This is a genomic window from Thermomonospora echinospora (assembly GCF_900108175.1).
Classification (GTDB): Bacteria; Actinomycetota; Actinomycetes; order Streptosporangiales; family Streptosporangiaceae; genus Thermomonospora; species Thermomonospora echinospora.
On the sequence record NZ_FNVO01000003.1, the window covers coordinates 306,533 to 319,717 of the forward strand.

The 13,185-nt window shown below is 73.7% G+C and carries 10 protein-coding genes; 5 read left to right on the plus strand and 5 right to left on the minus strand.

Features of this window, described 5'->3' with window-relative positions; translation table 11 throughout:
- The first annotated feature begins 67 nt into the window (after positions 1-67).
- Positions 68-1,723 (plus strand): AMP-binding protein, encoded by a 1,656-nt coding sequence (locus tag C4U03_RS08895; protein ID WP_103937203.1) that lies wholly within the window; start codon positions 68-70, stop codon positions 1,721-1,723.
- On the opposite strand, the gene C4U03_RS08900 is transcribed toward C4U03_RS08895, so the two are convergent.
- Positions 1,720-2,427 carry a nucleotidyltransferase domain-containing protein gene (locus tag C4U03_RS08900; protein WP_235017722.1) on the minus strand — a complete coding sequence of 236 codons (708 nt, stop codon included), beginning with the start codon at positions 2,425-2,427 and terminating at the stop codon, positions 1,720-1,722. The two genes, C4U03_RS08895 and C4U03_RS08900, sit on opposite strands and share 4 nt — an antisense overlap.
- Positions 2,428-2,478: 51 nt before the next feature.
- Between C4U03_RS08900 and C4U03_RS08905 the strand changes: the two genes are divergently transcribed.
- Together C4U03_RS08905 and C4U03_RS08910 are read left to right on the plus strand one after the other, a co-directional pair.
- Positions 2,479-3,432 carry a phosphotransferase family protein gene (locus C4U03_RS08905; RefSeq protein WP_235017723.1) on the plus strand — a complete coding sequence of 318 codons (954 nt, stop codon included), beginning with the start codon at positions 2,479-2,481 and terminating at the stop codon, positions 3,430-3,432.
- An 81-nt stretch (positions 3,433-3,513) separates the two neighbouring features.
- Positions 3,514-3,777 (plus strand): TFIIB-type zinc ribbon-containing protein, encoded by a 264-nt coding sequence (locus tag C4U03_RS08910; protein WP_235017724.1) that lies wholly within the window; start codon positions 3,514-3,516, stop codon positions 3,775-3,777.
- Between the two features lie 65 nt (positions 3,778-3,842).
- Here C4U03_RS08910 and pgm read toward each other — a convergent pair whose 3' ends face one another.
- From pgm to C4U03_RS08925, 3 genes are all read right to left on the minus strand, one after another.
- Complete coding sequence (gene pgm / locus C4U03_RS08915; protein WP_103937206.1) at positions 3,843-5,480, minus strand: phosphoglucomutase (alpha-D-glucose-1,6-bisphosphate-dependent); 1,638 nt, start codon at positions 5,478-5,480, stop codon at positions 3,843-3,845.
- A gap of 93 nt (positions 5,481-5,573) precedes the next feature.
- Positions 5,574-8,138 carry a polynucleotide kinase-phosphatase gene (locus tag C4U03_RS08920; RefSeq protein WP_103937207.1) on the minus strand — a complete coding sequence of 855 codons (2,565 nt, stop codon included), beginning with the start codon at positions 8,136-8,138 and terminating at the stop codon, positions 5,574-5,576.
- On the minus strand, positions 8,135-9,604 hold the full coding sequence (locus C4U03_RS08925; protein WP_103937451.1) for a 3' terminal RNA ribose 2'-O-methyltransferase Hen1: 1,470 nt from the start codon (positions 9,602-9,604) through the stop codon (positions 8,135-8,137). Before C4U03_RS08925 ends, C4U03_RS08920 begins: the two co-directional genes overlap by 4 nt.
- A 157-nt stretch (positions 9,605-9,761) precedes the next feature.
- Between C4U03_RS08925 and C4U03_RS08930 the strand changes: the two genes are divergently transcribed.
- Positions 9,762-10,595: a TIGR02452 family protein gene (locus tag C4U03_RS08930; protein WP_103937208.1), complete on the plus strand. Its 834-nt coding sequence runs from the start codon at positions 9,762-9,764 to the stop codon at positions 10,593-10,595.
- Positions 10,596-10,599: 4 nt separating this feature from the next.
- Here the strand turns inward: C4U03_RS08930 and C4U03_RS08935 are convergent, their stop codons facing one another.
- The gene (locus C4U03_RS08935) at positions 10,600-11,313 is read right to left on the minus strand and encodes a TetR/AcrR family transcriptional regulator (protein ID WP_103937209.1); all 714 of its coding nucleotides are present in this window, start codon (positions 11,311-11,313) and stop codon (positions 10,600-10,602) included.
- Positions 11,314-11,462: 149 nt separating this feature from the next.
- Here C4U03_RS08935 and C4U03_RS08940 point away from each other — a divergent pair, with 149 nt between their 5' ends.
- Entirely contained in the window at positions 11,463-13,175 is a 1,713-nt protein-coding gene (locus tag C4U03_RS08940; RefSeq protein ID WP_103937210.1) for an MFS transporter, read from the plus strand.
- The last annotated feature ends 10 nt before the right edge of the window (positions 13,176-13,185 follow it).

Consider the following 13,185-nt stretch of genomic DNA (forward strand, 5'->3'; position numbering starts at 1 on the left):
TGAATCTGCACTCATGTGGGCGGCGTCAAGACCTTCCCGCCCGTGGCTGCGGGAGTATCCGCCCGGGGTGCCGGCGGAACTCGACGTTCCCGGTGTGCCGGTCCCCCGGCTGATCGACGAGGCCGCCGCGCGGTGTCCCCGGCGCGCCGCGTACGTGTTCTACGGGCGGCGGCTCGGCTACCGGCAGGTCCAGCGGGCCGTCGACCGGTTCGCGGCCGGGCTGCGGTCGCTGGGGGTGCGGCCGGGCGACCGGGTGGCGCTGATCCTGCCCAACTGCCCGCAGCAGGCCATCGCGTTCTTCGCGGTGCTGCGGCTGGGCGCCGTGGCGGTGCAGCACAACCCGCTGTGCACCGAGGAGGAGATGCGTCACCAGCTCGCCGACTGCGGCGCCCGGGTCGCCGTCGTGCTGGACCGCTCCTACGCCACGGTGCGTTCGGTCCGCCGTGCCGTGCGGCTGGACCAGGTGGTCGTCACCTCGCTGGTGGACTATCTGCCGCGGCTCAAGCGGCTGGCGCTGCGGCTGCCGGTCGCCGAGATGCGGCGCAAGCTGGCCCGCGTCGCCGCCGAGGTGCCGCGCGACCCGGGCGTGATCACGTTCGCGGAGGTGATGCGCCGCTCGGCGCAGCCGGCGCGGCAGGCGCGGCTGGACCCGGCCCGCCAGCTGGCCGCCATCCAGTACACCGGCGGCACGGAGGGGCGGCCCAAGGGCGTGATGCTGACCCATCGCAACCTGGTGGCCAACGCCTGCCAGCAGCACGCCTGGGACGTCGGGTGCCGGGACGGCGCGGAGGTGACGCTCGGGGTGCTGCCGCTGTTCCACTCGTTCGGTCTGATCAGCTGCCTGATCGCCCCGGCGATGCGGGCCGGGACGGTGGTGCTGCTGCCCCGCTTCGACCCGGACCAGACCGTCCGGGCGCTGCGCCGCCACCGGCCGACGGTCTTCCCCGGCGTGCCGACGCTGTACGACCGGGTGCTCGACACCCCGGGGGTGGGCCGGCGGGAGCTGGCCTCGGTGCGGCTGTGGCTGTCGGGGGCCAGCGGGCTGAGCGACCGGACGATCGGCCGGTTCCGCGAGCTGGGCCTGTCCGGGCTGATCCAGGCGTACGGGCTGACCGAGGCGTCGCCGGCGGTGTCGGCCAACCCGGTGGACGGCCGGGCCCGCAACGAGACGGTGGGGCTGCCGCTGCCGGGCACCGACGTGGTGGTCGTGGACCAGGACGACCCGCGCCGGGTGCTGCCGCCGGGCCGGCCCGGGGAACTGGTGGTGCGGGGCCCACAGGTGTTCGCCGGGTACTGGAACCAGCCGGCCGCCACCGCACGGGTGCTGTCGAACGGCTGGCTGCGCACCGGCGACGTCGGGGTGATGGGCCCGGACGGCTGGCTGACGATCCTGGACCGCAAACAGGACCTGATCAAGGTCAGCGGGTTCAGCGTGTTCCCCTCGGAGGTGGAGGAGGTGCTGCGCCGGCATCCGGCGGTGATCGACTGTGCGGTGCTGGGGCTGCCCGACGAGCGGCGCGGCGAGAAGGTGGTGGCCTGCGTGGTGGAGCATCCGGCCTACCCGTTCTCGGCCGAGGAGCTGCGGCGGCACTGCGGGAGGTTCCTGTCGCACTACAAGGTGCCGGCCGAGTTCTGGCCGCGGGCCGGGCTGCCCCGTTCGGCCATCGGCAAGGTGGTGCGCCGGGCGCTGCGCGAGGAGTACCTGCAGACGGTGACGCGTTAGCCCGCGGCGTTCGCCGCCGACCGGCGCCGCACGGAGTACAGCAGGTCCGCCACCCGCCGCCGGTCGGGTTCGTCCGGCAGCGGGCTGGCGGCCAGCGCGGCGTCCATGCCGCCGGCCAGCTCGGCCCGCCACCGTTCGACGGCCGGCCAGCCGACCTCGCCGCGCCGCACGGCCAGCAGCCGCTCGCGCAGGTCGCCGACGTGCACGAGGGGTTCGCCGTGCTCGATCAGGTGCCGGCCACTGGCCAGCAGCCGCAGCAGGTGCATCACGTGCTTCCAGCGGGGTTCGCCGCGGTTGCGCAGGTCGCCTTCGAGCTTGCGGAACTGGCTGTCGGCGTAGCGGGTGAACGTGCGGTGGGCGTGCCGGGACAGGAACGCCTCACGGACGGCCAGCAGTTCCCGGCCGACGTCGGTGACCTGCTCGACGAGCGGCGACCACAGGCATTCCAGAACGGTCGGGTTGGCCTGCAGGGCGAGCGTGCAGAACCGTTCGAACTCCCAGGAGAACTGCTCGGGCTCCGGGCCGTCCACGTGGGTGGGCGGCTTGTCGAACCGCCAGAACAGCGGGGTGGGCGCCAGGAACACGCCGCGCCGGTCCACGTCGCTGGCGTCGGTGTCCAGCCCGTACGCCCGCGAGCCGGCCACCACCGACAGCACGGTGTGCTCGCGCACCAGGCGCACGCCGGACATCTCCCCCACGGTCATGACATGAGCCTGGCACAGCCCTGATCGCCGCGGATGCGTAAGCTTCCGCGCGTGTCCGATCCCGCTACCCCCCTGGCGGCCGAGCTGGTCGCGATCGGCCGGGCGGCTCCCGGCGGCTCCCCGGACGCCGAGCCGGTCACCCTGTACGACCGGCACGGCGTGCTGGTGATCCGCGTAGGCGACGTCGTGGTCAAGGCGCACCAGGCCGACCGGGACAACGGTCCGCTGCTGGCCGTCCGGATGGCCGTCGCGGCGCGGTCGCCCGGCCTGTTCCTGCCGCCGCTCGATCAGCCTCGCCATGTGCTGGGCCGGGTGGTGACGGTATGGCCGTACGGGGAGCCGGTGAGCCCCGACGCCCCGCCCTGGTGGGAGGCCGGGCGTTTGTTGGCCCGCCTGCACCTGACCGGCCTTTCCGGGGAGCGTGCTGCGTCCCTCCCGGGCGCGGAGCCGGACGGCCCTCACCCCACCGGTGCCCTGCCGCGCTGGGAACGGCCCGTCCGGGCGTCCCAGGTGGTGGCGAGGCTGGACGTGGACGGCAGGGAGGAGCAGGTGATCCTGCGGGCCTTCGGCACCCTGCCCGCCTGGGTGCGCGGCAACGCCGAGGTCCCGCTTGCGCGCAACGTCGCGCTCGTCCACGGCGACTGGCATCTGGGCCAGTTGGTCGCCCTGCCCGACGGGACGTGGCGGCTCATCGACGTGGAGGACCTGGGGGTCGGCGATCCGGCCTGGGACCTGGCCAGGCCTGCCGCGTTGTTCTCCGCCGGGGTGCTGCCGGGCGAGGACTGGGCGCGCTTCCTGGACGGCTACGGCACGGGGCCCGCGATGCCCGCCGACGGCGACCTGTGGCGCGTCCTGGACGTACCGGCACGAACTCTGGCGATCCAGATCGCCGCCACCTGCGTCATATCTGCGCGGGCCGACAGGCGTCCGCTCGACGGGTTCGAGAGCGCGCTCGTCGACACGTGTAGCAGAATCACCGGCAGTGGGAGGTCCCCGGGGGAGTGATTTGGCCCTATCGTGGTCAAGTCCCGGGCTTCCGTGAAGGAAGGATGTAAGGCGATGCAGTGCCCCAAGTGTCGTGGCACGATGCGGACGTACGACCGCAACGGAGTCCACATCGAGCAGTGTGAGATGTGCCGGGGGATCTTTCTGGACTACGGGGAGCTCGAGGCCCTGACCCGGATGCAGCAGAACTACATGCAGGCTCCGCCGCCGCCCCCGGCCGCTCCCGCCGCCCCCGCCGCCCCGGCGCCCGGCTGGGGCCAGCAGCAGGTGCATCACCACCACCACGGCGGGCACCACCCGCACTACCGGCAGAAGAGCGTCTTCCACATGCTCTTCTCCACCTGAGCGACGCGCGTCCCCCGACGCCCGGCGGCCGGTGCGCCGCCGGGCGTCGGCGTGTCCGGGGGCCGTCAGCCCGCCAGTGACCGGTTGACCAGCTCGCGGGCCTCCTCCTGCACCCGGGCCAGATGGTCGGGGCTGCGGAACGACTCGGCGTAGATCTTGTAGACGTCCTCGGTGCCGGACGGGCGGGCAGCGAACCACGCCTGGTCGGTGCACACCTTGACGCCGCCGATCGGCGCCCCGTTGCCGGGCGCCTCGGTGAGGACGGCGGTGATGGGGTCCCCGGCAAGGGCGTCGGCGGTGATCTGCTCGGCCGACAGCCGCTTGAGGACCGCCTTCTGCTCGCGGGTGGCGGGCGCGTCCACCCGGGCGTAGGCCGGGTCGCCGTGCTGCTCGGTCAGCGCCGTGTATCTGCGGCTCGGCGACTGCCCGGTGACGGCGGTGATCTCGGCGGCCAGCAGCGCCAGGACGATGCCGTCCTTGTCGGTCGTCCACGCCGAGCCGTCGCGGCGCAGGAACGAGGCGCCGGCGCTCTCCTCGCCGCCGAACCCGAGCGCCCCGTCCAGCAGGCCGGGCACGAACCACTTGAACCCGACCGGCACCTCGACCAGCGAACGGCCCAGCGCCGCCGCCACCCGGTCGATCATGCCGCTGCTGACCAGCGTCTTGCCCACCCCGGCCGCCGCGGGCCAGCCGTCGCGGTGGGTGAACAGGTGCTCGATGGCGACGGCCAGGAAGTGGTTGGGGTTCATCAGCCCGGCGTCGGGGGTGACGATGCCGTGCCGGTCGGCGTCGGCGTCGTTGCCGGTGGAGACGTCGAAGGCGGACCGGTTGTCGATGAGCGAGGCCATCGCGTGCGGCGAGGAGCAGTCCATCCTGATCTTGCCGTCCCAGTCCAGCGTCATGAACCGCCAGGTCGGGTCGGTGTACGGGTTGACGACGGTCAGGTCCAGCCGGTGCCGTTCGGCGATCTCCCCCCAGTAGGCCACCGACGCCCCGCCCAGTGGGTCGGCGCCGATCCGCACCCCGGCGGCGCGGACGGCCGCCAGGTCCAGCACGGACGGCAGGTCGTCGACGTAGTGGCCCAGGAAGTCGTAGCGGCCGGTCGTCTCGGCCACCAGCGCCCGCTCGTAGGGGATCCGCCGGACCTCCTTCAGCCCGCCCGCGATGAGGGCGTTGGCCCGGTCCTGGATCCAGGAGGTGGCCTCCGTGCCGGCCGGGCCGCCGTCGGGCGGGTTGTACTTGAAGCCGCCGTCGCCGGGCGGGTTGTGCGAGGGCGTCACCACCACGCCGTCGGCCCGGCCGCCGCGGCCCCGGTTGTGGGCGAGGATGGCGTGCGAGACGGCCGGGGTCGGCGTGTAGCCGCTCCGCTCGTCGATCAGCACCCGCACCTCGTTGGCGGCGAAGACCTCCAGCGCGGACGCCTGGGCGGGCTCCGACAGCGCGTGGGTGTCGCCCCCCAGGAACAGCGGCCCGTCCACGCCCTGGGCGGCGCGGTACTCGCAGATGGCCTGGCTGGTGGCCAGGATGTGGTCCTCGTTGAACGACGACGACAGCGACGACCCGCGGTGCCCCGAGGTCCCGAAGGCGACCCGCTGGGCGGGCTCGTCGGGGTCGGGGTGCCGCGTGTAGTACGCGGTCACCAGCCGCGCCACGTCCACCAGATCCTCCGGCCCCGCCGGCCGCCCCGCACGTTCATGCACCATGACGACTCCTCAAGTCACTGTGAGGCGCCCGCCGTGCCCCGGCACGGACGGCGGACGCCCTCGGCTGACGCTCCGGGCGTACCCGCCTTCAGGCTAAAGGCGCGGGTCCACCGGCTCCGACTCCAGGGCCAGTACGGCGAAGACCGGCTGGTGAACGCGCCACAGCGGTTCACCGGCGGTGAGCCGTTCCAGCGCCTCCACTCCCAGGGCGTGCTCGCGCATCGCCAGCGACCGCTTGCGGCCAAGGCGGCGGTCGCGCAGCCGTTCCAGATGGGCGTCCTCGGTGTAGTCGGGGCCGTAGATGATCCGCAGATACTCCCGGCCCCGGCATTTGAGGCCCGGCTGCACCTGGCGGTCCGGCGGGATCGGGCTCAGCGGCTTGACCACCATGCCCTCGCCGCCGTCCTCGGTCAGCCTCAGCCACCACTCGGTCGCCGCCACGACCGACTCCGGCGAGCCCAGGTCGACAACGCGGGAGTCGGTCGTGGCCAGCAGCCCGGTCGGGTCGGCCGCGCCGAGCCGTTCGGCGGTCGCCAGATGCCACAGATGGTCGCGGGCGGTGGCGTAGGCGGTGCCCTCCCCCGCCAGCACCTGGAACGGCGCCAGCCGGACGCCGTCCAGACCGTCCACGGACCAGCAGTAACGGGCGTAGGCGTCACGAAAGCGACCGGCGTTGACGGCGCGCCGCCGCGTGCGTTCGCGCAGCCCGGCCACGTCCAGCCCGCGCGCCGCCGCCTGGGCCAGCGCCGCCTCGGCGGCGGGCAGCGCGGCGCGGGCCGCCGCGCCGGTGGCCGCGTACTGGGTACGGATCAGCTCCATGGCCTTGGCCGACCACGGCATCAGCTCGCAGTCCAGCACCAGCCAGCCGGTGCCCAGTTCCTCCCAGAGCCCCGCCGCGCCGATCGCGGCCCGGACCCGGGCGAGCACCTCCTCCGTCCGGGCGGCGTCGCGGAAGAAGGCGCGGCCGGTGCGGGTGTAGACGGCGCCGGTGGTCCCGTCGGTGACACCGAACCGGGCGGCGGCGACGTCGGCGTCCCGGCAGGCCACGACCACGGCCCGCGAGCCCATGTGCTTGTCCTCGCACACCACTCGTTCCAGCCCCGACCGGCGGTACGCCTCGAACGCCTCGGCCGGGTGCTCCAGGTGGCCCGGCAGCGCGGACGTCCCGGTCGGGGCCATGGTCGGCGGCAGGTACACCAGCCAGCGCGGGTCGATCGCGAACCGGCTCATCACCTCCAGCGCGGCCAGCGCGTTCTCCTCACGCACCGCCACCCGGCCCATCAGCCGGGTCGCCACGCCGTCCAGGTCGAACACGTCGCCGGTCCGCAGCACGTCGCTCTCGCGGCGGGCACCGGCCTCCCGTGGGGCGCCGGGCTCCTCCGCCAGCGGGCGGACGGGCTCGTACCAGATCTGGCGGGCGGGCCTGGACACCAGTTCCCGCTCCGGATACCGCAGCGCGGTGAGCTTGCCGCCGAACACGCAGCCGGTGTCGAGGCAGATGGTGTTGTTGACCCACTCGGGTTCCAGGACGGGGGTGTGCCCGTAGACGACCATGGCCTGCCCCCGGTAGTCCTTGGCCCAGGGATAACGCACCGGCAGCCCGTACTCGTCGGTCTCCCCCGTGGTCTCTCCGTAGAGCGCGAACGAGCGGACCCGACCGGACGCGCGCCCGTGGTACTCCTCCTTGAGCCCGGCGTGTGCGACCACCAACCGCCCGCCGTCCAGGACGTAGTGACTGATCAGACCGTCCATGAAGGCCAGCGCCCGGTCGCGGAAGTCGGCCGGTTCGGCCTCCAGCTGGTCCAGCGACTCGGCAAGCCCGTGGGTGACCTGCACCCTGCGGCCCTTGAGCGCCCGCACCAGCTTGTTCTCGTGGTTACCGGACACGCACAGCGCGGTGCCGTCGGCGACCATCCCCATCACCAGGCGCAGCACGCCCGGGGTGTCGGGGCCCCGGTCGACCAGGTCGCCGACGAACACGGCGGTGCGGTCCTCGGGATGCCGGGCGCCCCGGGCGCGGCCGAGCGCGTCCCGTTCGATCGCGTACCCCAGCTCAGCGAGCAGTTCCTCCAGCTCGGCGCGGCAGCCGTGGACGTCGCCGATGACGTCGAACGGGCCAGTCAGCTCGCGCCTGTCGTTCCACGCCTTCTCGTAGCGGACGGTGGCCGCGTCGATCTCCTCGACGCCGTCCAGCACGTAACAGCGGCGGAACTGCCGGCCCAGTTCGCGCAGCCCGCGCCGCAGCTCGCGGCGCTGCCGGGGCAGCACGTGGTCGGGCAGGTCCCGGTCGGGGCGGGCGGCGTTGCGCTCGCGCGCCACCGCCTCGGGCACGTCCAGCACGATCGCCACCGACAGCACGTCGTGCTCCTTGGCGATCTGGACGAGCTGCTGCCGGCCGCCGGGCTGCACGTTGGTAGCGTCCACCACGGTCAGCAGCCCGCGCCGCAGCCGCTTGCGGACGATGTAGTGCAGCAGGTCGAACGCGTCGCCGGTGGCCGACTGGTCGTTCTCGTCGTCGGACACCATGGCGCGGCAGCGGTCGGAGGACACCACCTGGGAGGGCCGGAAGTGCCGGCGAGCGAAGTGCGACTTGCCCGCGCCGGAGATCCCGACGAGCACCACCAGGCCCATCTCCGGCACCACGATCTCGCGGCTCATCGTGTGAACACCCCCATCTGCGTCGGCGGGCCGACCTCGGGATCCTCGTCTCCGACGGGCACGTACCGGACGCGGTAGCCGTGGGCTTCGGCGACCTGTCCGGCCCAGGCGCGGAACTCCTCGCGGGTCCATTCGAAGCGGTGGTCGGGATGGCGCATCGCGCCGGGGGCCAAGCCCTCGTAGCGAACGTTGTACTCGGCGTTGGGAGTGGTCACCACGACCACACGGGGCCTGGCGTCGCCGAAGACCACGTGTTCCACGGCGGGCAGGCGGGGCGGGTCGACGTGCTCGACGACCTCCATCAGCACGGCCGCGTCGTAGCCATGGAAGCGCTCGTCGGCGTAGGTGAGTGCGCCCTGGAACACCTCCCAGGGCTTGTCGTGCGCGGTCGCGCGGCGCGGCAGGGCCCGGCCTAGGGCATTGTGGGCCATCGTGATCGCGCGGTACGACACGTCGGTGCCCGCGACCCGGGTGAAGAACGGGTCGGTCACCAGCCGGGCCAGCAGTTTGCCCGAACCACAGCCGAGGTCGATGACCCGGGGCGCCTCCTCCTCGCGCAGCACCTCCAGCACGGTGCGGATGCGGCGTTCGGCCAGCGGCACCGGGGGCGCGGCCGCCCGCGCTTCGGCGGCCTCCTCCGCGGCGGGCTCGGCGGAGGTGGGGTCGGCGACCGGCGGTTCCTCGTCGATGGGGTCGCGGTCGAGCGCGTCCTCGGGGACGTCCTCGGCCGCGGCCAGCCGCCCCAGCGCGCTGCGCACCAGGCCGCGCCGGTTGGCCAGGTAGCGGCGGACGATGCGGGCCCGCGCCGGGTGCGCGGCCAGCCAGCCCTCCCCCGCCCTGATCAGCTTGTCGACCTCGTCGGACGCCATCCAGTAATGCTTGGCGTGGTCCAGCACCGGCAGCAGCACGTAGATCTGGTTGAGCGCGTCGGCCAGCCGCAGCGTCCCCCGCAGCGTCAGCGCGACGTACCGGGAGTCGCCCCACTCGGGGAAGCCCGGGTCCAGCGGCACCGGGACCGCCTCGACCCGCCACCCCAGCGGGGCGAACAGCTGCTCGGCCAGGCCGGGGCCGCCTCTGCAGGGCAGCGCGGGCAACGCGATCCGCAGCGGGATCGCCGTGGCGGCCAGCTCGGGACGGGCATCGCAGCGGCCGCGCAGCGCGGTGCGGAAGACGCCGGCCATGGCGGAGGCGAGCAGCGACGACGCCGCGTACGGGCGGTCGTTGACGTACTGGCCGAGGGAGAAGTCGGGGGTGTCCTTGCCCCTGGTGCGTACCAGGCGGACCGGGTCGACCTCCAGCAGCAGCGCGGCGGTGCAGCGATCCCCGGTGGCCTCCGGGTAGAAGACGTGCGCGGTGCCGAACGCCTGGCCGAACGTCTGCACCTTGTCGGGGTGCTTGTGCAGTAGGAAGCCCAGGTCGCTCGCCGGGGCCTCCGGAGACCGGGTGGTCGTGATCGTCAACAGCACGGACCCAGTGTTCCGGACGGCCATCGGCCGATGACAGCCATTTACCGGCGGGGACGGCTCCCCCACGCGGAGACCGCCCGGCCTGGGTCCGCCGGGACGCATCGGCGAGCAAAACGGGTGGCCCTCGGCTGGCCGGGTCGCGAGAATCGTCGGTGACATGAGCCGAAATCCACGCAAGGCGATTGCCGCCGAGACGGTCGCCATCCTCGATCGCGGTACCTACACCGCGCCCTCAGGGCGAGAGATCTCCATCGCCGACCGGCTCGGCCGGGCGGTCCGGGAGACCCGGCTGTACCGGCCGGACGAGCTGGCCGCCCTGGTGGCCGCAGCGGCCGGGACGGGCGGCGAGACGACCCGGATCGAGGTGACCGAGGAGACGACGCTGGACGCCGCCCGCCGCCTCACCGCACTCGCCGGCGACGAGGTGGCCTGCCTGAACTTCGCCTCCGCCAAGAACCCCGGCGGCGGCTTTCTCAGGGGCGCCCATGCGCAGGAGGAGGGCCTGGCCAGGTCCTCGGGGCTGTACTCCTCGCTGCGCGTCTTCCCGGAGTTCTACGCCCTCCACCGCGAGCAGGGGGACCTGCTCTACAGCGACCACCTGATCTACTCGCCCGGGGTGCCGGTCTTCCGCGACGACTCCGGCCGTCTCCTCGATGAGCCGTACCACGTCGCGTTCCTCACCTCGCCCGCGCCCAACCGGGGCGCGATCCGGGACCCGCAGGCGGCGGCCCGGGTCGGCGAGGTGCTGCGCGAACGGGCCGCCAAGGTGCTGGCCGCCGCCCGCCACCACGGCCATCGGCGGCTGGTCCTAGGCGCCTGGGGCTGCGGGGTATTCGGCAACGACCCGGTCGAGGTCGCCGGGATCTTCGCGGACCTGCTGCTGGACGGCGGCGCGTTCGCCGGGTGCTTTGAGTACGTGGTCTTCGCGGTGTGGGACACCGCCCCGGGCGCGCCCCGCCACCGGGCCTTCGCCGAGGCGTTCTCCGGCTAGGGCCTCAGCCGTTCACGTAGGAGGCCAGGCCGCGGACCATCAGGTCGAGGCCGAACTCGAACCGTTCCTCGTCCTCGCCCTCCATCAGCTCGCCCACCAGCGAGGTGATGTGGGGGAAGCGCTCGGGCGACAGGCCCTCGTAGTACCGGCGGATCTGGCCGAAGTACTCGCCGGCGTCCCAGCCCTCCCTGAACCGGGCCGCGAAGACCGAGCCCTCGAAGGCGTCCGCGTCGACGTAGAGGCCCATCCGGTCGACGAACCAGGCGGCGACCTGGTCGGGAACGCCCCCGGCCCGCATGATGGCCAGGTGGTTCTCGGCGATCCGCAGCTGGTTCTCGCCGGTCGGGACGCTGCCCAGCGAGATCCGTGAGACGTCGGAGTAGGTGGTCCACACCCGCCGGGCCGCCCGCGCGGCCTCCTTGAGCTGCTCCTGCCAGCGCGCCGGGTCCGGCTCCAGCAGCGGGATCTCCCCGGCGATCCGGTCGACCACCAGCTCCAGCAACTCGTCCTTGTCGGAGACGTGGGCGTACAGCGACGCCGGGCCCGTGCCGAGCTCCTGGGCGACCCGCCGCATGCTGACCCCGTCCAGCCCCTCGGTGCGCAGGATGTCCTGCGCGGTCCGCACGATCAGGTCCCGGCTCAGCGGCCGGCGCGCGGGAGCGCCCTTGCGCGGCCTGCGCCACGGCGGGGTGGGCGGCTCGGCTTGAGCTGAGGTCATCGGTGCTGGTCTCCCTGGACGCGGCGCATCGTGCTGTCGGCCTGTCCCGGCCGGTCGACGGACATCGTACTTGACACGAACGACGTTCCCCCTTTAGAACACCGTTCGTAGCAACGAACGCTGTTCGTCACCACTTCCGGGAGTCCCCCATGACCCAGACCTCCGCCCGGCCCCGGGCCGGCACCCGCCCCGAGCCCTACCGATGGCGCTGGCTCGCGCTCGCCGTGATCCTGGCCGCCGAGGTGATGGATCTGCTGGACGCGACCGTCACCAATATCGCCGCCCCCTCGATCCGCGCCGACCTCGGCGGCTCCTACGCCGCGCTGCAGTGGCTGGGCGCCGCCTACACGCTGGCCATGGCGGTCGGCCTGATCACCGGCGGCCGGCTGGGCGACATCTACGGCCGCAAGCGGCTGTTCCTGCTCGGCGCCGCCGGGTTCACCGCCGCCTCGCTGGCGTGCGCGCTGGCCCAGAGCCCCGGCACCCTGATCGGCATGCGGGCGGTGCAGGGCGCGTTCGGCGCGGTGCTGATCCCCCAGGGCCTCGGCCTGATCAAGGAGATGTTCGACGACACCGAGATGGGCGCGGCCTTCGGCGCGTTCGGCCCGGTGATGGGGCTGTCGGCAGTGGGCGGCCCGATCCTGGCCGGCTGGCTGGTCGACGCCGACCTGTTCGGCACCGGCTGGCGGATGATCTTCCTGATCAACCTGCCGCTGGGCCTGGCCGTGCTGGTCGCGGGCGTGCGCCTGCTGCCCGAGTCGCGTTCGCCCCGGGCCACCCGGCTCGACCTGGTCGGCGCGCTGCTGGCCACGCTGGGCTCGGTGCTGCTCGTCCATCCCCTGGTGCAGGGCCGTGAGCTGGGCTGGCCAGCCTGGACGTTCGCCATGATGGCCGGCTCGGTGGCGGTGTTCGCGGTCTTCGCCTGGTACGAGCGGCGGGTCGCGCGGGCCGGCGGCGACCCGCTGGTCACCCCCGAGCTGTTCCGTTCCCGGGCCTTCTCCGGCGGGCTGCTGTTCGGCACCCTCTTCTTCGCCGGGATGATCGGGTACAACCTGGCGTTCAACCTGTTCACCCAGCTGGGACTGGGCTACTCGCCGCTGAAGGCGGGCCTGGCGGGCGCCCCCTGGGCGCTGGGCATGGTGGTCGGTTTCGGCGCCACCCAGGGCCTGGCCCGCCGGCACGGCCGGGTCGCCATGCAGCTCGGCACGCTCGTCATGGCCGCCGGGGCCGCCGGGCTGTACGGCACGCTGCGCTGGGCGGGCACCGGCGTCACCGCCTGGGACATGGCCCCGGCCCTGCTGGTCACCGGCTTTGGGACCAGCATGGTGATGGCGCCGTTCTTCAACATCGTGCTGGCCGGGGTGCGGCCGCACCAGACCGGCTCCGCGTCCGGCTCACTGACCGCCGTCCAGCAGCTCGGCGGGGCGCTGGGCATCGCGCTGCTCGGCACGCTGTTCTTCGGGGTGCTCGGCGGCCAGGTCGCCGACGGCGCGGACGCGGTGACGCCCCGGGTGCGCGCGGAGCTGACCGCCGCCGGGGTGCCGGCCGGCACGGCCGACCGGATCGTGACCGCGATGCGCGAGTGCGCCCGGGGCCGGGCGACCGCCGAGGACCCGCAGCACGTCCCGGCCGGCTGCGCCGCCGCCGAGGCCGCCGTCCGGTCCGCCGCCGCGGCCCACCCGGTCGCCGCCGGACGCATCGGCGCCGTGGTCGCCGACGGCGGGCAGGAGGCCGCCGAACGTGGATTCATCCGCTCGCTGGAACGCACGCTGGTGCTGGAACTCGCCCTGCTGGTCCTCGCCTGCGGGCTGACCTTCCTGCTCCCCCGGCACGCTCTGGAGGACGGCCCCACGGGACACTGAGCCGGACGCG